At 50.2% G+C, this 21,917-nt stretch carries 16 protein-coding genes; 12 read left to right on the forward strand and 4 right to left on the reverse strand.

Annotated features, from left to right (window positions below; translation table 11 throughout):
* Positions 1 to 32: 32 nt before the first annotated feature.
* The 8 genes from BP71_RS29880 (at position 33) to BP71_RS29915 (ending at position 7,898) form a co-directional block, all read left to right on the forward strand.
* Positions 33 to 1,193 (forward strand): Gfo/Idh/MocA family protein, encoded by a 1,161-nt coding sequence (locus BP71_RS29880; RefSeq protein WP_496385278.1) that lies wholly within the window; start codon positions 33 to 35, stop codon positions 1,191 to 1,193.
* Positions 1,194 to 1,275: 82 nt separating this feature from the next.
* Positions 1,276 to 2,778: a sugar ABC transporter ATP-binding protein gene (locus tag BP71_RS29885; RefSeq protein ID WP_496385279.1), complete on the forward strand. Its 1,503-nt coding sequence runs from the start codon at positions 1,276 to 1,278 to the stop codon at positions 2,776 to 2,778.
* 75 nt (positions 2,779 to 2,853) lie between these two features.
* Positions 2,854 to 3,795 (forward strand): ABC transporter permease, encoded by a 942-nt coding sequence (locus BP71_RS29890; RefSeq protein ID WP_496385280.1) that lies wholly within the window; start codon positions 2,854 to 2,856, stop codon positions 3,793 to 3,795.
* 109 nt (positions 3,796 to 3,904) lie between these two features.
* The gene (locus tag BP71_RS29895; RefSeq protein ID WP_496385281.1) at positions 3,905 to 4,846 is read left to right on the forward strand and encodes a sugar ABC transporter substrate-binding protein; all 942 of its coding nucleotides are present in this window, start codon (positions 3,905 to 3,907) and stop codon (positions 4,844 to 4,846) included.
* Positions 4,847 to 4,856: 10 nt separating this feature from the next.
* Positions 4,857 to 5,312 carry a DUF6932 family protein gene (locus BP71_RS29900; protein WP_496385282.1) on the forward strand — a complete coding sequence of 152 codons (456 nt, stop codon included), beginning with the start codon at positions 4,857 to 4,859 and terminating at the stop codon, positions 5,310 to 5,312.
* Positions 5,309 to 5,515 carry a hypothetical protein gene (locus tag BP71_RS29905; RefSeq protein WP_496385283.1) on the forward strand — a complete coding sequence of 69 codons (207 nt, stop codon included), beginning with the start codon at positions 5,309 to 5,311 and terminating at the stop codon, positions 5,513 to 5,515. The genes BP71_RS29900 and BP71_RS29905 overlap by 4 nt, the downstream gene beginning before the upstream one ends.
* A 128-nt stretch (positions 5,516 to 5,643) precedes the next feature.
* Positions 5,644 to 7,011 carry a Gfo/Idh/MocA family protein gene (locus tag BP71_RS29910; protein ID WP_496385284.1) on the forward strand — a complete coding sequence of 456 codons (1,368 nt, stop codon included), beginning with the start codon at positions 5,644 to 5,646 and terminating at the stop codon, positions 7,009 to 7,011.
* A gap of 311 nt (positions 7,012 to 7,322) precedes the next feature.
* Positions 7,323 to 7,898, forward strand: coding sequence for a DUF4136 domain-containing protein (locus BP71_RS29915; protein WP_496385285.1), 576 nt, complete (start codon positions 7,323 to 7,325; stop codon positions 7,896 to 7,898).
* Between the two features lie 61 nt (positions 7,899 to 7,959).
* Here BP71_RS29915 and BP71_RS29920 read toward each other — a convergent pair whose 3' ends face one another.
* Both BP71_RS29920 and BP71_RS29925 read right to left on the reverse strand, forming a co-directional pair.
* On the reverse strand, positions 7,960 to 12,318 hold the full coding sequence (locus BP71_RS29920) for an efflux RND transporter permease subunit (RefSeq protein WP_496385286.1): 4,359 nt from the start codon (positions 12,316 to 12,318) through the stop codon (positions 7,960 to 7,962).
* A 127-nt stretch (positions 12,319 to 12,445) separates the two neighbouring features.
* Entirely contained in the window at positions 12,446 to 13,915 is a 1,470-nt protein-coding gene (locus tag BP71_RS29925; protein ID WP_496385287.1) for a TolC family protein, read from the reverse strand.
* Between the two features lie 156 nt (positions 13,916 to 14,071).
* Between BP71_RS29925 and BP71_RS29930 the strand changes: the two genes are divergently transcribed.
* The gene (locus tag BP71_RS29930) at positions 14,072 to 14,749 is read left to right on the forward strand and encodes a response regulator transcription factor (RefSeq protein ID WP_496385288.1); all 678 of its coding nucleotides are present in this window, start codon (positions 14,072 to 14,074) and stop codon (positions 14,747 to 14,749) included.
* Complete coding sequence (locus BP71_RS29935; protein ID WP_496385289.1) at positions 14,746 to 16,008, forward strand: sensor histidine kinase; 1,263 nt, start codon at positions 14,746 to 14,748, stop codon at positions 16,006 to 16,008. Before BP71_RS29930 ends, BP71_RS29935 begins: the two co-directional genes overlap by 4 nt.
* A 33-nt stretch (positions 16,009 to 16,041) precedes the next feature.
* On the opposite strand, the gene BP71_RS29940 is transcribed toward BP71_RS29935, so the two are convergent.
* Positions 16,042 to 17,499 (reverse strand): TlpA family protein disulfide reductase, encoded by a 1,458-nt coding sequence (locus tag BP71_RS29940; RefSeq protein ID WP_496385290.1) that lies wholly within the window; start codon positions 17,497 to 17,499, stop codon positions 16,042 to 16,044.
* Positions 17,500 to 17,685: 186 nt separating this feature from the next.
* Here BP71_RS29940 and BP71_RS29945 point away from each other — a divergent pair, with 186 nt between their 5' ends.
* Positions 17,686 to 20,640, forward strand: a complete 2,955-nt coding sequence (locus tag BP71_RS29945; protein ID WP_496385291.1) for an FAD-binding and (Fe-S)-binding domain-containing protein — start codon at positions 17,686 to 17,688, stop codon at positions 20,638 to 20,640.
* Between the two features lie 3 nt (positions 20,641 to 20,643).
* Here BP71_RS29945 and BP71_RS29950 read toward each other — a convergent pair whose 3' ends face one another.
* A complete protein-coding gene (locus tag BP71_RS29950; protein ID WP_496385292.1) occupies positions 20,644 to 20,895 on the reverse strand; it encodes a hypothetical protein in 252 nt (83 codons plus the stop codon).
* A 210-nt stretch (positions 20,896 to 21,105) separates the two neighbouring features.
* On the opposite strand from BP71_RS29950, the gene BP71_RS29955 reads away from it, so the two are divergent.
* Positions 21,106 to 21,870 (forward strand): hypothetical protein, encoded by a 765-nt coding sequence (locus BP71_RS29955; RefSeq protein WP_496385293.1) that lies wholly within the window; start codon positions 21,106 to 21,108, stop codon positions 21,868 to 21,870.
* The last annotated feature ends 47 nt before the right edge of the window (positions 21,871 to 21,917 follow it).

Raw genomic sequence — 21,917 nt, forward strand, 5'->3', positions numbered from 1 at the left:
TTATTGCTTTATAGCCTAAAGCTTTCAACAAAATGTCAGAAAAAAAACAAATCCGTGTTGCGCTGATCGGTTCCGGTTTGATGGGCCGTACGCATACCAATGGTTATAAAAGAATCGGGGACTTTTTTCCCGAACTCGAATACCGTCCCGTTCTGGCGGCTGTATGTTCGCGTAACGAGGAAAAAGTGAAGGCCTTTGCGGAACAATGGGGGTACGAATCTTACGAAACCGACTGGCGGAGAATCATCGAACGTGACGATATCGATGCGGTGGACATTTGCACGCCCAACGACACGCACGCGGAGATCGCATTGGCTGCCGCTGCAAAAGGGAAAATGATCCTTTGCGAAAAGCCGCTCGCACGTACGCTTGCAGAGGCTAAAACAATGGTGGAAACTATTGAAGCTGCCGGCGTAAAAAATACGGTTTGGTACAACTACCGACGTGTACCCGCAGTGACTCTGGCCAAACAAATCGTCGACTCCGGTAAGCTAGGCCGTATTTTCCATTACCGTGCCAACTTCCTGCAGGACTGGACGATCAGCCCGGATGTACCGCAAGGCGGAACGGCAACATGGCGTCTGGATGTGGATGCGGCGGGTTCGGGTGTAACCGGCGACTTGCTTGCACACTGTATCGACACGGCAATGTGGATCAATGGCGGTATCAAGGATGTATCGGCGGTTGCGGAAACATTCATCAAAGAGCGCACGCATGCAGGTACCGGCCAGGTTCAGAAAGTAGGTATCGACGATGCCTGTATCTTCCATTGCCACTTCGATAACGGATCATTAGGCCTTTTCGAATCTACCCGCTATGCACGTGGTCACAAGGCGCTTTACACTTTTGAAATCAACGGGGAGCATGCTTCCATCCGCTGGGACCTCCATGATATGAACCGTTTGGAATACTTCGACCACGATGATCAGTCGATCGTACGCGGATGGAGATCTATTCTGGTAACGGACAGCGACCAGCCTTACATGAAGAGATGGTGGATCCCTGGGACCAGCATTGGTTACGAGCATTCGTTCATACACCAGGCAGCCGATTTCTTCGAAAGCCTGCAAACCGGTAAACCCTGCTCGCCAACTTTCCGGGATGCTTATGAAACCCAGAAAGTGTGCGACGCGGTGCTCGAATCAGCTGCTTCGAAAAGCTGGAAAGATACCGGCGTGAATTGGGAAGGGTAATCCCGTAATACTTTCAATATCGAGGCTTTAACCTCGTTCCGGGCAGCCGGGACAGGGTTAAAGCCTTTGTTCGAATCTCCCCATGACAGAGACCATCCTCACAGTTCAAAATCTCTCTAAATCTTTTTCCGGTGTAAAAGCGCTGGACAAGATTCATTTTGACTTAAAAAAAGGGGAAGTACATGCGCTAATGGGCGAAAACGGCGCTGGGAAATCGACTTTCATGAAAATTCTGATAGGACTGGTTGCGGCTGATTCGGGGGATATTATACTGGAAGGAGAAAGCCTTGCTGGCAGCAATGTGAATGAAACGTTGAAAAAAGGGATTTCCATGATCCATCAGGAAATTCTGATGATACCAGAACTCAGCGTCGCACAGAACATTTTTCTGGGGAGAGAAAGGGAAGTTTCAGGAAAAGGCGGGAGACTTTCGGGCTGGTTGAACGATTCGGAAATCAACCGGCGCGCAGCCGCATTGCTCGATCGCATGGGCGTTCATATTGCCCCGAAAGCGAAAATGAAGCACCTCAGTGTGGCACAAATGCAGATGGTAGAGATCGCCAAAGCCATTTCCAACAATGCGAAGGTGATCATTATGGATGAGCCTACCTCGGCCATTTCAGATAAGGAAGTCGCGACGCTTTTCAAAATCATTGGCGGCCTCCGATCGCAAGGAGTCAGTATCATCTATATTTCCCACAAAATGGACGAGATTTTTGAGATTTCGGATACTATTACCGTTTTGAGGGACGGTCAGTACATCGGAACCAAAAGTGCAACCGAACTGGACCGCAATGCATTGATTGCCATGATGGTCGGCCGCGAAATCGACCAGATGTTCCCGGAACCGCTCAATGCGCCAGGAGAAGAAGTTCTTTCTGTGCGTAACCTCGGGAAGGCAGGGAAGTTCACGAATATCACTTTCAATGTACGAGCAGGAGAAATCCTGGGACTGGCTGGTCTGATGGGCGCGGGGCGTACTGAAATTGCCCGTGCCATTTTCGGGCTCGATGAGTGGGACGAAGGGGAAATTCACGTCAACAAAGAGGCTGTGCGCGTGAAATCACCGCGTGAGGCGATTGATCGGGGGATCGGCTATGTGAGCGAGGACCGTAAAGGGCTGGGATTCATTCCCAGGATGTCTGTCAAGGACAATATCACACTATCCAGCATGAACAACCACAGGAAAGGGTTTTTCATCAACACACAAAGCGAACAGTCGGTAACGGAGCAGTTGATCGCAGATTTAAGGATCAAAACGGCTGGTACCGGGCAAAAAGTAACTTACCTGAGCGGAGGTAATCAGCAGAAGGTCGTGATCGGCAGAGTGCTGCTGGCCTCACCGGAAATTATTATCCTCGACGAACCGACCCGGGGGGTAGACGTAGGCGCGAAGTTTGAGATATACAAATTGATCCGTAACCTGGCCGACCGAGGCATTGCGATTATTATGATATCATCGGAGCTTCCCGAAATCCTCGGCATGAGCGACAGGATACTCGTATTGTCCAAAGGAAAACAAACAGCGTTGCTTTCGAGGACGGAAGCGACACAGGAATTGATCATGAAATATGCAGTAGCTTAATGGCTGTCAGCAATAAAAGAAATTTCAGTAATTCAAAAAAACCGACTGCCGAAAGCCGATGGCTGAAGTAACCCTATGAACACTCCTTCCCGATTCAGTAAATTGAGCCAGTATGGTATTTTCCTTGCATTTGCATTGATATGCCTGGTGCTGGCATTGAGTACGCCCAAATTTTTCACGGTATCCAACCTGCTGATCATCGGTAATCAGGTGTCGATCAATGCACTGCTTGCATTTGGTGTAACATTCGTGATCATTACCGGGGGGATTGACCTTTCGCTTGGGTCCATGGTAGCAGTTACGGGCGTTGCCGCGGCTACTTTCGCGCATCCGGATACTTATCCGCTGGTGATACCCCTCTTGGTGGGCCTGGGCGCAGGTTCGGCAATGGGCGCATTCAATGGCCTCGTAGTTACCAAAAGTAAGGTGCCGCCGTTCATCGTAACCTTGGGTACCATGACGATCGGGAGAGGCTTGGCGCTGATTCTGAGCAAAGGACGGCCTATTTCGAATTTATCCGACGAATTTAATTTCATCGGTGGCGGCAATATCCTGGGCATTCCATTTCCGATCATCATTCTGATCGTCGCATTCGCCGTTTGTTCGGTAGTTCTTAACAAGACGATCCTCGGGCGCTACATGTACGCGGTCGGAGGCAACGAGCCGGCGGCGCGCGCATCGGGTATCCGCGTGAGTCGCGTGAAAATGTGGGTATATACCATTTGCGGGCTGCTTTCTGCATTGGGAGGTATTCTGCTGACGTCGCGTATTACAACCGGCCAGCCCAATGCCGGAGCGGGTTTCGAACTCGATGCCATCGCTGCGGCTATTATCGGCGGCACCAGCACGTCGGGCGGCACCGGCACCATGACGGGCACGCTCATCGGCGCACTGCTCATTGGCGTGATCAGTAACAGCCTGGATTTGTTGAATGTGACATCGTATTATCAGCAGGTCGTGATGGGAGTCATCATCATAGGAGCGGTGGTACTGGATGGTGTGGGGAAGAAAGATTGAAAGGGAGGAAGGATTGAAAGGGAGGAAGGATTGATGGGGAGGATGGAGGAAGGAGATTTTCGTGTATTTTAAATATAACTTGACGGCAGACTGCCGAAGCTGAAGGCTTATGAAACGCAACGCTATTTTTGCCACCCTCATTTCCGCTGCATTGCTGGCGGGCTGCAACCAGAGTTCCGACAAAGAATCCGGCGCCGGAGAGAAGGATAAGCTGGTGATAGGGGCTACGATGCTCAGTATGCAGAATGAGTTTATTGTCAATGTGAGCGACGCGATGGAAGCGAAAGCGAAGGAACTGGGCGTGGAACTGATCACAGTCGATGCCGAACGTTCCGCATTGAGACAGGTCGAGCAGGTGGAAAGCTTCATCGGCCAGGGCGTAGACGCGATTATCATGAATCCTTGCGAGGTGGAAGCGAGTTCGCCGGCCATCAAACTCGCGATGGATGCCAAGATCCCCATTATCAATGTCAATTCCGAAACTGCTTCAAAACCGACGGCATTTGTAGGCTCCGACGATACCGAATCGGCGCGCATTGCGATGAAATACATTGCCGAAAAACTCGGCGGAAAGGGTAATGTGCTTATGATGCACGGGTTCATGGGCCAGGCCGCACAAATCAGGCGGGATAATGGGGCAAAGGAAATCCTGAAAGCGAATCCAGGCCTCAAATTGCTCGCCGAGCAAACCGGCGAATGGGACCGTGCCAAAGGGATGTCCCTGACTGAAAACTGGATCCAATCTTATGGTGATAAGATCAGCGCTATTTTTGCGCAGAATGACGAAATGGGGATGGGTGCGGTAAAAGCATTGGAAGCAGCGGGCCTGAAAGGCAAAGTGCTGGTTGTGAGTGTGGACGCGATTCCTGATGCATTGCAGGCGGTAAGGAAAGGAGCGTTGGACGCTACTGTTTTTCAGAATGCGAAGGAACAAGGCGGCAAGGCCATCGAGACGGCTGTGAAGGCTGCTAAGAAGCAGGCATTTGAGCAGCAAATGCTTATTCCTTTTCAGCTGGTGACGAAGGAGAATGTCGGGGAGTTTCTGAAATGAATGATCTACAATGGGATTGAGATTGTGCAAATTTGATGACAATGATTATCTCGTCCCTGACGAACTCACGAACATTGCATGGAGTTATTTTGAGCAAATTTTCATATTCAACCACCAAAGGGCTGAATTGGCAATGCAATTGAAAGAGTTTATATCCCGTGTAACCAGATGGAAAACAGACAGATTACAAATTTGGGTTGACGGGTCTTTTGCAACGCTTAAACCGCATCCGGAGGATATTGATCTGGTTTGTTTTGTAGATAGTGTCTTCTATGAGTCCAATCAAGCAGGTTTAAATTCTATTAAGCGAGACTTCCCAAAGTTAGATATCTATTTCATCAAAGATTATCCAACAGAACATCCCAAGTACTTTTTGACTAGCTTTGATAAACTTGATTGGTTATATTTTCTGACCAGGGATCGTCAAAACAGAAGAAAGGGCATCGTTAACTTGCTATTGTCATGAGACCGTTTGATCAACTTCAAGCAGAAATACAAGATACGCTCGAAAAGATTATTCGCGTAAATGCCTCTATCGCAAGGCATGAAGCCCGGGAACAATCTGATGAATTAGCCATTGCCCAGTTCGAAGAGATTAAGTCGCGGTTCACGCAGCATTTGTTGAAGCTTTTGGCGGAGATGGATATCAAATTAAAGGTAGCTGCGTAAGACATTCTACGTATCGTTTATCGCTTTCCCTCTCAAAATAATCTCCCTGTAAAAGTAAAACGCCGCTTCCCCGGCGCTTTTACTGGCGTGTGGCATTTGCCATTTTCCTAAAACCAACAAAATCACGGATGAACACTTTTAATATCAACCGCCGTAGTTTCCTTCACGGGGCCACGGCCGCATTGGCACTTTCAACATTCGGAGCGAGGGGAATGGACCTGGTCAACCCGGCCAAAACTTGGCGCGTAGGCTTAATCGGGACAGGCTGGTATGGCAAAAGTGATCTTTTCAGACTGATACAAGTCGCACCGGTAGAGGTCATTGCATTGTGCGACGTCGATAAAAACCAGTTGAATGAAGCAGGCAAGCTGGTGGGCCAGCGTCAGAAATCGGGCAAGACGCCCAAGCTCTATGGTGACTACCAGAAAATGCTAGCAGAAAATGAAATGGACATTGTGCTGATCGGTACACCCGACCATTGGCATGCATTGCAAATGATAGATGCCGTGAAGGCTGGTGCACACGTGTACGTGCAAAAGCCCATCAGTGTGGATGTGCTGGAAGGGGAGGCGATGGTCGCCGCCGCGCGTAAATACAAAAAGGTGGTGCAGGTGGGCACACAGCGTAAAAGTACTCCCCACCTGATCGACGCGAAGAAAAACATTGTTGATGCTGGCCTGCTCGGTAAGATATCCCACGTGGAAATGTGCTGCTACTACCATATGCGGGCTAATGGCAATCCGCCGGTGGAAGCTGTACCCGATTACCTGGATTATGAAAAATGGACCGGCCCGGCGCCGCTTCGTCCCTACGACGGCTCACCGCACGTTCGTTGGTGGCGGACATTCATGGAATACGGCAATGGTATCACAGGCGATATGTGCGTGCACATGTTCGACACGGTGCGCTGGATGCTGAAACTGGGCTGGCCAAAAAAAATCACGTCGAGCGGTGGTATTTATGTCCAGAAAGAGGGTAAGTCCAATATATCGGATACACAATCGGCGATTTTCGAATACGATGGCCTGAATTGCGTGTGGCAGCACCGCACCTGGGGAACGCCCAATAATCCGGACTATCCGTGGTCATTTACATTGTACGGCGAAAAAGGGACGCTCTGGGCGAGTACGATGGCATATGATTTCATTCCGCAAGGAAAAGGCGATAAGATTCACAAGGATGTTGTTTATGAGAAAGAAAAGTACCCGGAAGACCTTAAAGAAGATAAAATCGAGCTGAATGCAGCCCCTGCGACCCGTTTGCATATGCTGGATTTCCTGAGCGCCATTGACAATAATACCAGGCCGGTAGCGGATATCGAGGAAGGACATATTTCGACGGCCAGCTGTATTTTGGCAAATCTTTCAATGAAAACAGGCCGTTCGATTGTTTATGATCCGATAAAGCGCGAAATTGTGGGAGATAGGGAAGCCAACGCGCTGCTTGCCCGCGCCTATCGCGCTCCCTACATTCATCCTGACTATAAGAAGGTCTAGGATTAGTCAATAAAGTTCGTGGTCCCTTATATTCCCAGTACATCGCGTCCGGCAAAAACCGGGCGCTTTTTGTTTTGAGAGCACGGTTTAGTGCGTATCGCCTTGCAACAGAAAGCCATCGGGCCGGGTATAGTGAATTGAGGGATTTGGAAGGCTTTCAAACGCTTGAAATGCCTCGAAACAAGTAATTTTTGTGATCGATATATCAGTTTTATTTGTTTATAAGTTTAATAGATGTTTTACGGTCATTTAAACCATTTGCCCTTGGAAACTGTCAGACTATCATATCAAACCAAACGTTCAAAATCAAAATGAAAACCGTAGTGAAGTTGATAAAATCCGCCGGATTGGCGGTTGTGGCGGGGTTACTCATCATGGCGTGCAGCAACGCTCTTCAGGTCAGTTACGATTATGATTCGGCGGTGAATTTGAAACAGTTCAAAACTTTCAAAGTCGAAGCAGAACACAATATGGAGCAGGACCCACTTCTGGGCAGCGAGCTGAACCGCAGAAGACTGGGTGACGCCGTGGTGGAAGTAATGGAAGCCAAAGGGTATAAACTGGATAATCAGAATCCCGAAATTGTGGTGAGGTTCATGACCGACGTGAAAGACCGTCAGCAAGTACGGTCCAACAACATGTACTCGCCCTATATGTGGTGGTACGGAGGAGGAAACAATATTTCTACCTACAACTACCAGGAAAGCCGTTTCATTCTGAACATTTACCAGAAGACCACCGAAAGGATGGTTTGGCAGGGTTGGGCATCGGGAAAAGTGAAGGCGCCTACCAAGAAGGAAGATCAGAACACCATGATCAAGAATACCATGGCCGACATTCTCCGCTCCTTCCCGCAAGCAACATTGGATACGTATAGCAGGAAGTAGTTTTAGTCTTCAGATAAAAAATGCCGGGTGAGAGCCCGGCATTTTTTATGAATTGGCAATCTTACAAATCTTGTCCGTTGCGGTACTCCTCGGACGCCTTCTTCACAATGGCCTCCCCATCATGCAAATCACCGAAAACCTCGACGAGCGTATCCACGACAACACCGCGTTTAACAGGTACCCATTCCGCTTTTTTGGCTTTGTCGCGGATCACAAACACCTGTTCGCTGGAATTGACCACTGCCGTAACGGGGACAAACAGTGTGTTGCCGGAACGCTCCGTGTTGAGCTGCACCTGGGCATACATGCCGGCTTTTAACTCGTTGGAGCGGTTGTTGACGTCAAATTCAGTGATCATCGACCGATTTTCTTCAGATAAAGTGCGGGAACTGCGTGCGTATGTAGCCTTATAAATCTTTTCGGGACTGGCGGGTACGGTAAAGCTCACTTCTCCCTTGTTTGGAATAGCACTGGACATATTTTCGGGGATCGCCAGTGTCAGACGCAGCTTGGTGTTGTCTTCGAGTATAAAGAGCGGTTTGGCCCCGCCTTCACCCGGCCCTACCAATGCCCCGGGACTGATATTTCTTTCGGTAATAATGCCGTCGAATGGTGCTGTCACGGTCAGGTAGCGTGACAGTTCTGTTTTGGTTTCCATGAATGATTTCGCTGCCTGAACATTGCCTTTCGCAACGGCCATCGCCGAGCTATCGGTTGTTGCTCTTGCTTTTGCCAGATCGAGTTCGTTGAGTGAAACCGCGCCTTCTGTGCGGTTTGTTCGCATTAATCTGCTGTAAGTCAATGCGGTGGCCTGATATCGTGTCGTGATCTCATGCAGGGCAGCCTCAGCAGCAATGAGTTGCGCTTTGGCCTGGCTAAGTTCCGAGATAATTTCGGGTGCTTCGAGTTGGGCCAGGACCTGACCTTTTTTTACGATGCTACCCCGGTCCACATTGACGGCCCTTACAAATCCTTTCACTTTCGGATGAATACTCACTTTATTCCAAGGCTTCAATTCGCCTGGCAATGCGATCTGCTTGGCCGGCTTCATGCTTTTGACGTAGGCCAGTTCTACAACGGGTTCTGCGGCGGGAGCTTTTTGCTCATGTTTTTCGCTGGTTTCGGCCTCGGTATGGCAGGCCATCATGCCTGCGGCTACGGTCAGAAGTATCAGAATGGATTTCAAGGTATTCATGGAGAGAGATGTTTGGAGTTTTTTACGGAAGAAATTGCTTTCAGGGTCTTCCGGATCGAGGGATACGGAATTGACGGAAGCTTTGCGCTGAACGAGCGTGAACACCGCGGGAAGGATCAGCAATGATGCCAGCGTCGAGGCGATCAGCCCACCGATCACGGCTTGTCCCAGTGGGGCGATCTGGTCGCCGCCTTCGCCGAGGCCGGAAGCCATCGGTATCATCCCGGCGATCATCGCGATACTGGTCATCAGGATCGGACGGATCCGGCTACCGGCAGCCAGGGTGACTGCTTTATGCGCATCCTGCAATTTCAGACGCAGGTTTTCAGCATTGGTAACCATCAGGATCGCATTGGCTACGGATACGCCGACAGACATGATCAGACCCATATAGGATTGCAGGTTCAGTGTCGCGCCGGTGAGCAGCAGCAGACCAATGGAGCCCACTACCACGGCCGGGATCGTAGAAAGCACTACCAATGATAATTTGAAAGACTGATAGGTCGCTGCCAGAAGCAGGAACATGATCACCACGGCGATCAGCAGACCGGTTTGTAAGCTGCTCAGCGTTTCCGTGAGCAGTTCGGTTTGACCTTTCAGTTCTACGATCACCCCACGCGGTGGTTCACCGGCATTTTTAATAGCCTGTTGAACGGCAGTTGTAGCAGCCCCGAGATCCTTTTTATGGATATTGGCCGTAACCGTCACCAGGCGGTTTGGGCCTGCGCGGTCATATTCTCCCGGTGCGGTTTTTTCAGAAAAGGTGGCCACATCAGCCAGCAGCGGATTGGTTACTCCTGTTTTCAGCGGGATTGTACCAATGTCTTCCACGGACGTCATCTGGTATTCCGGTATTTGTACCTGCACCTGATAAGCAAGCCCCTTGGCATCGTCCAGCCAGAGGTTTTTATCTGTAAAACGGCTGGAAGAAGTGGCCGCTACCATCGATCTTGCTACCTGCGTGGAGGTAATCCCCAGCTGTCCGGCTCTTTCACGGTCGATTTTTACATCCAGAATGGGATATGCCAGCGGTTGGGCGATCTGAACGTCGCGCAGGAACGCGATCTGCTGCATTTCTTTCCGGATCTTACGGGCAAATCTTCCGGCTTCTTCTACGTCTTTCGCTGCCACGCTCACCTCAATCGGCGTGGAGGCGCCCTGGCTCATGATCTTGTCCACGAGTTCGATAGGTTCGAAGGAAATGGCCAGGTTTGGAATCTCTTTACCAATCCGGGCACGTAGTTTTTCCTTCAATGCGTCCATGCGAACCGGAAAATCTTCTTTCAGGGATACCTGTAAAACCGCCTCATGGGGCCCGCTGTTAAACACGAAGATGTTGGAAGTACCATAGCTGGAAGGGACTGTGCCGACATAAGCAGAGGAAATCTCGACGTGATCTTTTCCAACTTCCGATTTGATCAGGTTTAGCATCTTCAATGTGGCCTCTTCCGTGCGCTCTACACGTGTACCGTCGGGAACACGCATCCGCATCTGAAACTGGTGGCTGTTGGCCTTGGGAAGAATGTCAGTGCCAATGAGCAGGAATCCGCCGATGATCAATGCAATCGTGCCTGCGAGGTACACAGGTACAATCCAGCGTTTGCTCATGATGCCTCCCAGGGCATTCAGGTATTTTAGTTTAAACTTTTCAAAACCGGCCGGTGGCAGGGAAGGGTGTGCCCCTTCTTCGATGACATCATCGACTTCCTGACTATCCAGGGCCAGCGTCGGTGCCTCGTGATGCGGATGGTCTTTCAAAAGCCAGTTCGAGAGCACGGGAACCAATGTCTGAGAAAGAAGGAATGAGGCGATCATGGCAAAACCTACGGCCAGCGATAAGGGCAGGAACATGGACCTTGGAATACCACTCATGACAAATGAGGGCGCAAATACGGCCAGGATCGCCAGCAGGATCAGGAACTCGGGGAATGCAATTTCCTTACAGGCGTCCCAGATCGCCTGCTCCTTGGGCTTGCCCATTTCCTGGTGCTGGTGGATGTTCTCGATGGTCACAGTCGCCTGGTCGACAAGCACGCCAATCGCCAATGCCAATCCGCTCAATGTCATAATATTGATGGTCTGGCCAAAAAGATTCATCAATATGACTGCCGATAGAATGGAAATCGGGATCGTTACGATCACAATAATGACACTCCGCCAGTCGCGCAGGAAAAGCAGTACCATCAGACCGGTCAGCAATGCGCCGAGGATACCTTCCGTAATAAGACTTTTCAAAGAATTAGTCACATAAACCGACTGGTCGAACTCATAGGAAATCTTGACGTCCTCGGGGACTGCATTCCGAAGCTGGGGCAATGCGGCCCGGATATTGTTGACCACATCGAGCGTCGAAGCATCGGATTTTTTTACCACAGGAATATAAACCGCGCGGCGGCCATTGATCAACGCATAACTCACTGTCACGTCGGCACCATCTTCCACCACACCCACATCCCGGATAAATACGGTAGGGCCTGCACCGATGCGGATCGGGATATTGAGAAAGTCCTCGGGCTTTTTGATGAGGGAATTGACCGGCGTCATCAATGTCTTGTCCCCCATGCGGATGTTACCTGCGGGAGAGGGCTGGTTATTGGCAATAATGGATTTGATGACCTCCTCGGGTGTCATGTGATAGCTCCGGATGCGTTCAGGATCGACGCGGATCACAATCGTACGTTGGTTCCCTCCGAATGGCGGCGGGCTGGATACTCCCTCGATACGGCTGAACATCGGGCGAACGCGGGAGGAAGCAAAATCCTGGATTTCGTTCAGGGAACGCGAGGCACTTTCGAACACCATCTGTCCGATCGGTACCGAGCTTGCATCGAAGCGCACAACCTGCGGAGGGACGGTACCCTCGGGCATATATGCCTTTGCGCGGGAAACGTTATTCGCGACTTCCGCGGCGGCCTGCGCCATGTCGGTGCCCGGATAGAATGAGAGTTTGATCAGCGACAAGCCCTGAATTGTTTTCACATCCACGTCGCGAATACCGGACACGTACAGGAAGTGGTCCTGGTAGCGGGTCGCGATGAATCCGTCCATCTGGTCGGGAGCCATGCCACCGTAAGGCTGCACAACATAAATGGTTGGCAGGTCAAGGTTAGGAAAGATATCGACCGGAATGCTCCGTATCGACAGAATCGAGAAAAATAGGATGCCGATCACCACTACCACAATGGATATGGGCTGTCGAAGGGCAGTTCTGATGAGTTGATACATAATGCTTGGTATTTGTTATTTGATTTGCCTTGTCAACCTGAGCGGTCGATGCATTGTGTAATGCAATTGAGCATCACCCTTCTACCGCTCAGGCCGCCCGGTTCGCTCAGGGTGATATTGCTCGTATTTATTTGTCCAGTTGATTCAGGAAGATGCTCAGATCCCCCGCTGCGGCGGCTTTCAGCAGCAATGACCGCCAGGCGTTGCCATTGGTCACAAACTTGTCGACCTCCGCGCGGTTGAGTGCATTTACACTCTGCGCCAGCGTAAAAAGGTCGGTCAGTCCGCTTTGGTAGCGCGCTTCGGCCTGATTGAATGCGCGTTGGGCGGCGGATAGCTGCACGGGCGTCAGCCGGGCTTGCGCAAGCGAGAGCTGGAACTGGATTTCTGATTCCCGCGCCTGCCTGTCGAGTTGGAGCTGCTGGGTCTTGTACAGCGATTTGAAACGTTCTACCTGGAATTGCTCGGCACGGTAGTCGTTCCGGACTTTGAAAATATTGGTCAGGTTCCAGCGTGTCGATACGCCGAAAAGGTAATTGTAAACCTGGTATTTGACGCCGCTGCCGAAATCGGTTCGGAAGGAATCGTCTTTATTGGATACGCCGGAGCCACGTCCCCAGCCTGCTCCCACGAGGGAGATGGACGGGAGGTACATTCGTTTAATCGCCTGGCTTCTTGCCTGGGATGCGTCAATCTGAGTCTCGGAGAAACGCAGAGCGGGATTTTTTAGAAAAGAGGGGGACTCGCCTGGTATCTGCGGTAATTGGGAGTAGAAACCCATCGTATCGACTTCCATGCTGTCGCGCAGCTCACCGGTAAGTTCGGATAGCCGCAAACGCTGGGTTTTCTCTGAACGCCGGCTTTCCAGCAGGAGCAATTGCGCTTTGGCATATTCAGCTGCTGCCAGGGAACTGTCCACGCCCGGCCGCATGCCTGAACTTACTGCCGCGTCTGTCACCCGTTTGAAAACCGCAGCGCGCTCGAGGTTCTGGCGTTGGGCATCTACGAGTTTCTGGTTGATAAGCAGGAGCAGGTAGGCGTCGATGATCCTGACCTGGTGTTGAAAAAGTTCGTTGTCATAGTCGGCCTGGCTGCGGGTAAGATCCGCTTTGGCTGCATTGACATTGGCTTTGACTTTTCCAAAGTTGAATACCTTCCAGTCGACCATGGCTGTGGTGAAGCTGCCGAATGTAGCTGTGTAATAATTCTCCGGACGGATACCGCCTGATGGGGATAATGCGCTGCCCTCATTGGGAAGGAATGCACCGGCCACGCTGTTGCTGGTACCGTAAGTATATTGATCCTGCACGATGAATGCAGGCAGGTAATCTGTTTTAACCGACTTGACGCGCTGTTCTGCACTGTGGATCTCCGCCTGTTTGGCCCTCAAAAACGGGAAATTACCTTTGCCTTGTTCGAGGACTTCATGCAGTTTGAGCTTTTGGGCACATAACGGCTGAAGGGTACCTGCTGCGATCGCAAAGAGGATGAACCATGCATTTCTGATGCAAGTAAGCCGGTTTAAAATCCGGTCCGGAAAACAGGATGGCCGGGGTGGGAATTTCCGTGGAACTGAAAGATACCTGGAGTGCTTCATAATTCGGGTAAAGTGTTTTTTTAGTCGAAATTAGCGTGCAATTCTGGAAACATTTGGGAAAGGGAAGGCTGCAAACGGCTGTTATCGATATCATTAACCTTCCTAAATGTTTCCAACATCCGGAGTTATTTTTGTAAAGTACCTTTTGTAACAGGAATGAAAATATTAGTTGTCGAGGATGAAAAAGGGCTTGCCGAAAGTATCACGGATTATCTGTCCCGTGAAGGCTTCGTATGCGAGGTAGCGAATACGTTCTGGCAGGCCGACGAAAAGATCAGCCTGTATCAGTACGATTGCACGATCGTGGACCTGACGCTTCCGGATGGTGACGGATTCGACATTATCAAGACATTGAAAAAGATAGCCGCCGCGACGGGGATTATCATCATTTCAGCCCGCAACACTTTGGAAGACAAGCTAAAAGGCCTCGAAATCGGTTCGGACGACTATATGACCAAGCCCTTTCACCTTTCGGAATTAAATGCCCGGGTGAAATCGCTCATACGCAGGCGGAATTTTGGAGGGAATAATGATATGGTGTGGAAAGATATCCGTGTGAACCTGCCAGCGCGGAAGGTTTTTGTACGGGATATCGAAACAACCTTGTCCCGTAAGGAATACGACCTGTTGCTCTATTTTCTTTCCAATACCGATATCGCATTGACGAAGGAATCGATCGCAGAGCATCTCTGGGGCGATAACATGGATTCGGCGGATTCGCTGGATATGGTTTATTCGCATATCAAAAATCTTCGCCGGAAAATCGTCGATAAGGGCGGAAAAGACTACATTCAGTCGATTTATGGAATAGGATACAAATTCACAGCATCTTGAAACTGCTCGAAAAAACCAGCCGGATCTACCTGATGGCCTCGCTGCTGATTTACCTGGCTGTCGGCATCGCATTCTACTGGATCATCAAATTCATGATTTATGACGAAGTGGAAAGCCGGCTGATCCTGGAAAAACGGGATTTCGAGGCCTATGTCAGAACCAACGATACGTGGAGCAACAATTCCTATTTTGTGGAAAACAAGATCGAGGTGTTGCCGGTATTTGGTAAGTTCAAAAATGATGTCGCATTTACGGATACGCTGATCAGCAACCGGTACGAGGAAAGCCCGGACCCTTTTCGGCAGCTTACATTCTACACCCTGATCGGCGGGTCACCCTACCGGGTAGCCATCCGGAAGTCGATGATCGAGTCCTATAAGCTGATCGAGGCCATATCGGCGGCTATGATCGCGTTTCTGGGGCTTTTATTGGTGAGTACCTTCCTTTTTCACAGAAGTTTGTCGGGTAAGCTATGGAAACCTTTTTATGATTCACTGGCCAGGATTAAAGATTTTGACTGGACAAAAAACAAGCCACTTGAGACTGTCAGAAGTGAGATTACGGAATTCAACGAGCTGGGGGATGTGATGGAGAAGATGGCCTCTAAAATGCAGCACGACTATCGCAGCCTGCGTGAATTTACTGAGAATGCCTCCCACGAAATTCAGACGCCGCTCGCGTTGATCAATGCAAGGGTGGAGCAATTTATCCAGTCCAAAGACCTGGGTGAAAACCATACCTACTGGATTGAAGAAATTTATCATGCAGCCCGTCGGATGTCGCGGTTGAACCAGGGGCTGTTGTTGCTTGCTAAAATTGAGAACCAGCAGTTTACCGAACAGGAGGAGCTTGATCTTTCGGACCTTGCATTGAACAAGTTGAAGGATTTCGAAGACATCATCCAGCACAAGCAGATACAGCTCAGCTTGCAATCGACAGGTCGTTTTCGTAGGCTGATGTCGCCCGCATTGGCGGATATTTTACTGACAAACCTGATCAACAACGCGATCCGGCATAACTATTCCGGTGGAGAGCTTCGGCTGGAGACCGGGACCGAATATCTCCGGATCAGTAATACGGGCAATCCGCTGAAAACGGATCCGGAGCGCTTGTTTGAAAGGTTTAAGAAAGAATCCACCGGCGCGGAATCGCTTGGGTTGGGTCTGGCTATCGTGAAAGAGATCTGCGATGTATGTGAATTGCTGATTACCTACGAATTCCACGAGCCCATGCACATCATGCGCATTACAGCGCGATGATCGTTCAAGGTCATAGCTTCTGACCCTCACCCGTTACTTGCTAACCTTCTGCAATTCAGCTTCCAGTGTTTTGTTTCCGGGAAACTCCTGCGGGATCCAGCGGTTCACCACTTTTCCCGACGCATCGAGCACCAGGAAAGGATAGCGGATATCGATCGCATATTTTTCCTTCAGAATCTCAATGTTCTCGTCGGAAGCCCAGAGATGTTTGGCTGCCGGTCTGGTCTTGGTGTATTGTTTCCAGGTACGCAGCGGAATGCCTGTCGCTACCGAGATGTATGCGAACGTCACCTTATCTCCATATTTATCTTCCAACACTTTCAATCCGGGTTCGTGCTGACCGATACTGAATGAGAACACCATGCATACCGGTTTTCCCTGCAACGACGACACGGCGACCGCAGCGCTGTCGGGGCTGAGCAATGTTACATCAGGAATAGCCGAGCCGGGTTGCAGTGACTCCCTGGTTTGAATCAGTTTGCCTATATAATCGGCATAAGGTGATTGCGGGAAGGTCGTTTTGTAGTCTGGCAGCAATGTTTTCGCTGTTTCTATGCCCGGGATTGCAGTTGCGGCATAGTTAAGCCAGTAGGTAGCCAGGTATTCCCGCTGTTTGGGGTAAGAGGCGAGCTTATCCTTGCTGAATGCGTACACATCCTTCAACGCATCGGGACTGATTTCGTAACGGGTTTCCGATTCGAGCGGAAATTTCCGTGTGGAAGGGATCAACGCCCAGTTGCGCAGCTCGTCGCGGTAAGCCTGGCTGAGCAATGCGTCGTCGGGCTGGATCTTGAAATCCGAAAGGGTAAAATCTTCCAGTTCTTTTCTTTGGGCCGCATCGAGTTTGGTGACACGGTTGCGCCGCATGATTTTTTCCTGGATCAATTGTCGTGTGATCGACGGTTCCGTCGCGGTGGTCGCCAGCACGTAGGCTTCAAATGCAGGTACCACCGGGTTGGCCGCCTTGAATTTATCAAAAGCGTCGAGCCGGGCCTTTTTCAGGCTGTCGCTTTGCTGTACTACGCTCTTGTTGTCTATCTGTGATGGTTTATACCCGAATACCGGCAAATACTGGTATTGATTTTCGAGAAAGTAATTTTTAAGGAATGTCTGGTAATTGGCATTTTTACCGGAAAATGTCACATCGGCATTTTCCCCGAAATTGACGGTGAGGTCGTCTCCTGGCTGAATAAACAGCATCCAGGTTTTATTCACCCCATTGCCGCCGTATTGCAGGCGCATCATTTTAGGCTCATTGAGCTGGATAACGGCCTTTTCGGCAGTGTTTTCTGCGAAATTGGTGGAGGCCACGGCGTCGAGCTTGGTGTCAGCCAGTCCGGTGCCCAGATTGGGGTGAAAATGTACATCTTCCAGCACCAGCGTAGCGGTAGCCGGCGACTTTTTGGAAGCTGCAAGCGTAATATTGGCCGTATTTTGAGCATAGGAGACGTAACTGAATAGTGTGAGGACCAGAATATGTAAATGTCTCATCGTTATGAAAGGGAAAACTGTTTGAACCAAATGTTCCGGTGTAAAAATTGTGCCAATATACGCAAGTCGCAGGTGTAATTGCTGCCGCTATCTATCCACCGTAATCCGGACGCACATTAATGCAGTTTTTGAAAGCATAAATAGGACGAGTAACGTAACTTCGCCCTTCCATATCAATTGTTCTCCATGACCCGCGTTTCACAATTCCAGTTCAATGCCCTTCGCTCCCGTTTTGAGGGGGAACTCTATTTTGACGATTCCAATTTACATGCTGCGCAAAGGACCATTTATGCCACTGATGCATCCGTTTACCAGGAAATGCCGCTGGCAGTTGCATTGCCGCGTACTGTGGGAGATATCCGTGCGCTGATTGATTTTGCGAAGACTAACAAGGTAACGTTAATACCGCGGGCAGCCGGAACTTCGCTGGCCGGGCAGGTCGTGGGAAATGGCATTGTCGTCGATATTTCGAAGCATTTCGGGGAAATATTGGAAGTGAATGGGGAAGAGAAATGGGTAAGGGTGCAACCGGGTGTGATCCGCGACGATCTGAATAAGCATCTTGCTTCTCATGGTCTGCTTTTTGGGCCTGAAACATCTACAGCCAGCCGCGCGATGATCGGAGGGATGATCGGCAACAATTCCTGCGGACTGCACTCCATTACCTGGGGGGCAACACGGGACCATCTATTAGAAGTGAAAGTGCTGCTTTCGGACGGTTCAGAGGCTATTTTCAACGAGCAGACCGTTGCCGATTTTGCCGGAAGGATAAGTGAGCAGCAAATCAAAGGGCAGCGTTTGCAATCGGTTCTTGCCGGAATGTTTGGCTTAATATCCAATCCCGTTGACCAGGATCTGATCAAAAAGCAATTTCCGAAACCGACCGTGACGCGGCGGAACTCGGGTTATGCGCTGGATGCATTGGTAAGGAATTTTGAAAAAGGAAATATCAATCTCTGCAACCTCATTGCGGGCTCGGAGGGGACATTATGTTTTGTTACGGAGGCCAGGATCGCATTGGTGGATGTGCCTCCTGCGGCCGTGGGTGTTGTTTGCGTTCACACCAATTCATTGGCGGAAGCACTGCATGCCAACCGGGTTGCCATGCAGCTTGCCCCGAAAGCTTCTGAGCTTGTGGATAAGTACATTATGGATTTCACCAAAAATCACAATGTGTACTCTCAAAACCGGTTTTTCATGCAGGGTGACCCGGCAGCAATGCTGTTGGTCGAATTCTGGGGTGTTGCGAAAGAAGAGGTAGAGCAACAGGCATCGGCATTAATCACTCAGCTGCAAGCCGAGAATCTGGGTTACGCCTATCCGCTGCTGTTTGGCGACGATGCCAACAAAGCCTGGGATATCCGAAAAGCGGGCCTCGGCCTGATCCGTAACCTGCCGGGCGATACGCAACCTGTGAATCTGATCGAAGACTGTGCCGTGGCTGTGGAAGACCTCCCGGCTTATATCGATGACCTGGCAGCGCTTCTGGAAAAGCACGGCCTGCACGCGTCGTACTACGCCCATGCGGGTGCCGGCGAGCTGCATGTGGAGCCGATGATCAACCTGAAAACCAGCGAAGGGAAACAGCAATTCAGGGATGTATTGGCCGATACCGCGGTACTGGTGAAAAAGTACAACGGTGCGTTATCGGGTGAGCACGGGGATGGCCGTCTCCGGGGGGAGTTTATTCCGTTCATGATGGGCGAAGAGGTGTACGAAATGTTCCGGCAGGTAAAGCGTCTCTGGGACCCGGACGGCGTTTTCAATGCCAACAAGATCGTCGACACCCCGCCGATGAATGAGTTTCTACGCTACGAGCAGGACAAGCCAAACCCGGAGATCGACACTATTTTTGACTTTTCAAGACAAGAAGGAATACTTCGTCTGGCCGAGAAATGCAGCGGTTCGGGAGATTGCCGGAAAACGGAGTTAACGGGCGGTACAATGTGTCCCAGTTATATGGCCACACGGCGCGAGCGCGATACCACCCGTGCAAGGGCCAACATTCTTCGGCAATATCTGACGCCGGTTAAAGAAAAGGAGAAGTCGGTCACCCAGGATATGGTAAAGGAGGTTTTGGACTTATGCCTGTCCTGCAAGGGCTGTAAATCTGAATGCCCTTCCAGTGTGGATATCGGAAAAATGAAAGCCGAATTTACGCAGCAATATTACGAGAGCCACGGCGTGCCGATGCGCAGCAAGCTCATCGCCAATTTTTCTAAACAAATGAAACTGGCTTCGATTGCACCCTGGGCATTCAATGGCATCTTTGGAACACCGGCATTGCGGAAGATCGCCAACAAAATGGTCGGCTTCCACCCCGAACGGAGTATGCCGTCGCTCGACAGTGAGACTTTACTGGATTGGTGGCGCAAACATTACAAAAAGCACTCGGCCGATTCCCATGCGAGGAAAGTATTCCTGTTCTGTGATGAGTTTACGAATTATAACGACGCCGAGGTAGGCAAAAAAGCAGTATTGCTCTTGGAAAAACTCGGCTACGAGGTGGTCATTCCCGAGCATGTCGAGTCGGGCCGGTCGTATCTTTCCAAGGGTTTTGTAAAAGAAGCGCAAAAACTGGCGATCCGCAATGTCGCATTGCTGAAAGATAAGATTACTTACGATACGCCGCTGATCGGTATCGAGCCCTCGGCGATCCTTTCGTTTCGGGATGAGTACGTGGACCTTGTTGACGAGAACGAGCGGGGTAATGCTCAGAAAATAGCGGAAAACGCCCTGCTTTTTGAGGAATTCATAGCCCGCGAAGTGGACGCCAAACGCATTCAGAAGACCGCTTTTATACAGAAAAAGCAGCTGATCAAGCTGCACGGACATTGTCATCAGAAAGCACTGTCGACGCTGACGGCTTCCAAAAAGGCACTACAACTGCCTGAAAATTACCAGGTACAACTGATTCCTTCGGGATGTTGCGGAATGGCAGGTTCGTTTGGATACGAGGAGGAACATTTTGAAGTGTCCATGCAGATCGGCGAGCTGGTATTGTTCCCGACTGTGCGCCAACAGCCCGAAGATGTGATCATCGCGGCGGCGGGTACCAGTTGCCGGCATCAGATCAAGGATGGGACAGGGCGCAAAGCGATGCACCCTGTCGAAATTTTATGGGAAGCATTGATCAGATAATGCCTATTTCGTACCGCGGACATTTTCCATCACGGTGTCAGGACGCAGGCTTGTGCCAGTGTCGGAAGCAACCGAGTCAACGACGGTCGTGCCCTCTGAGGGGTTATCGGCCTGTTGGAATTTTTCGTCGTGATTAAAGAAGCCTCCCCAGAATGCAACGAGCATCAGGACAAGCCCAACACCCAGAATCCATTTCCACACATTCTTGGTGTTTTTGGTGGCTCTTGCTTCTTTATCAGTTTCTTGCCTGTTCATGGGTTTGATGATTTAGTTTGAAAAGGACAACACCATTTCCATACCAGCCCCGATCTGGCACTATTTCGCCGATTTATATAACATTGTGTTGATAAAATTTCCCCAAACTAAGTAGTGAATTTAAAATGTAATAAAACGGGGATGTTTCATGTTACCTTTGCTGGGAATTTCATTCCAGTTATTAGTTCTTCTCACAAGCCAGCCATATTCATGAATATTAGCCAAAATTTTTTAGCCATACTTTTTGCACTTTTCCTATTTGTGCAAGTCGATAGTCAGGCACAGAACGAAAACCGGAGCTTCTTCTCGGTTACTGCGGGGTATAGCTTGCCGGTAGGCGAACTGGCCAGAGAAAAACTGAACGACCCTTTCGCCGGTCTGACCGGTTCGGGATACTACGGACAAATTAACTACGACTTTCGCGTTGCCCGCTGGTTTGGGTTCAAGGTATCCGGAAGCATGAATAAGAACACGACACGCCCGCAACCGATTGTCGACATCGCCGATCGTCGTGTCGAGGAGATCAAAGGGCTTATTAACGAAACTACTTCGCATACCTGGGATACGAATGTATCCCGCTGGAAATTCAATGCCATCATGTTCGGCCCGGCTATCTATCTGAATTTTAACAAAGTACAGATCGAGGGACATGTACAGGGTGGTTATGTACAGGTTACTTCGCCAACTGTGGACATGACTGGTACTTTTCAATCGGGGGAAAATATGATTAAGGTGCATTTGAGCCCCGCGTCTACCAAGGATTTTGGCGTCGGGGCTGGTATGAGCCTTCGCTTGCCTGTTGCCGGGCCGTTGTACTTCCATCTTTCCGGCGATTTCCTGGCAACAGAAGCGCAGCTGAAAGATGTTGCAGTGGGTGTGAAAGTGGGTAGCCACCCGGAAGTGGGCATACCGATTAACGAGAAGCGTTTTGTGGGTGTAGCCAATATCGGTGCAGGTTTGGGCATTTCATTTTAAAAATACAATGCTGATAAAAACGGGTCGGATGCCGCACGCATCCGACC

The sequence above is a fragment of the Dyadobacter ginsengisoli DSM 21015 genome (assembly GCF_059568735.1).

What these genes read in the sequence shown, in the direction of transcription:
- BP71_RS29880 (WP_496385278.1), top strand. Translation starts at nt 33, where the DNA reads ATGTCAGAAAAAAAACAAATCCGTGTTGCGCTGATCGGTTCCGGTTTG.
- BP71_RS29885 (WP_496385279.1), top strand. Translation starts at nt 1,276, where the DNA reads ATGACAGAGACCATCCTCACAGTTCAAAATCTCTCTAAATCTTTTTCC.
- BP71_RS29890 (WP_496385280.1), top strand. Translation starts at nt 2,854, where the DNA reads ATGAACACTCCTTCCCGATTCAGTAAATTGAGCCAGTATGGTATTTTC.
- BP71_RS29895 (WP_496385281.1), top strand. Translation starts at nt 3,905, where the DNA reads ATGAAACGCAACGCTATTTTTGCCACCCTCATTTCCGCTGCATTGCTG.
- BP71_RS29900 (WP_496385282.1), top strand. Translation starts at nt 4,857, where the DNA reads ATGGGATTGAGATTGTGCAAATTTGATGACAATGATTATCTCGTCCCT.
- BP71_RS29905 (WP_496385283.1), top strand. Translation starts at nt 5,309, where the DNA reads ATGAGACCGTTTGATCAACTTCAAGCAGAAATACAAGATACGCTCGAA.
- BP71_RS29910 (WP_496385284.1), top strand. Translation starts at nt 5,644, where the DNA reads ATGAACACTTTTAATATCAACCGCCGTAGTTTCCTTCACGGGGCCACG.
- BP71_RS29915 (WP_496385285.1), top strand. Translation starts at nt 7,323, where the DNA reads ATGAAAACCGTAGTGAAGTTGATAAAATCCGCCGGATTGGCGGTTGTG.
- BP71_RS29920 (WP_496385286.1), bottom strand. Translation starts at nt 12,318, where the DNA reads ATGTATCAACTCATCAGAACTGCCCTTCGACAGCCCATATCCATTGTG.
- BP71_RS29925 (WP_496385287.1), bottom strand. Translation starts at nt 13,915, where the DNA reads ATGAAGCACTCCAGGTATCTTTCAGTTCCACGGAAATTCCCACCCCGG.
- BP71_RS29930 (WP_496385288.1), top strand. Translation starts at nt 14,072, where the DNA reads ATGAAAATATTAGTTGTCGAGGATGAAAAAGGGCTTGCCGAAAGTATC.
- BP71_RS29940 (WP_496385290.1), bottom strand. Translation starts at nt 17,499, where the DNA reads ATGAGACATTTACATATTCTGGTCCTCACACTATTCAGTTACGTCTCC.
- BP71_RS29945 (WP_496385291.1), top strand. Translation starts at nt 17,686, where the DNA reads ATGACCCGCGTTTCACAATTCCAGTTCAATGCCCTTCGCTCCCGTTTT.
- BP71_RS29950 (WP_496385292.1), bottom strand. Translation starts at nt 20,895, where the DNA reads ATGAACAGGCAAGAAACTGATAAAGAAGCAAGAGCCACCAAAAACACC.
- BP71_RS29955 (WP_496385293.1), top strand. Translation starts at nt 21,106, where the DNA reads ATGAATATTAGCCAAAATTTTTTAGCCATACTTTTTGCACTTTTCCTA.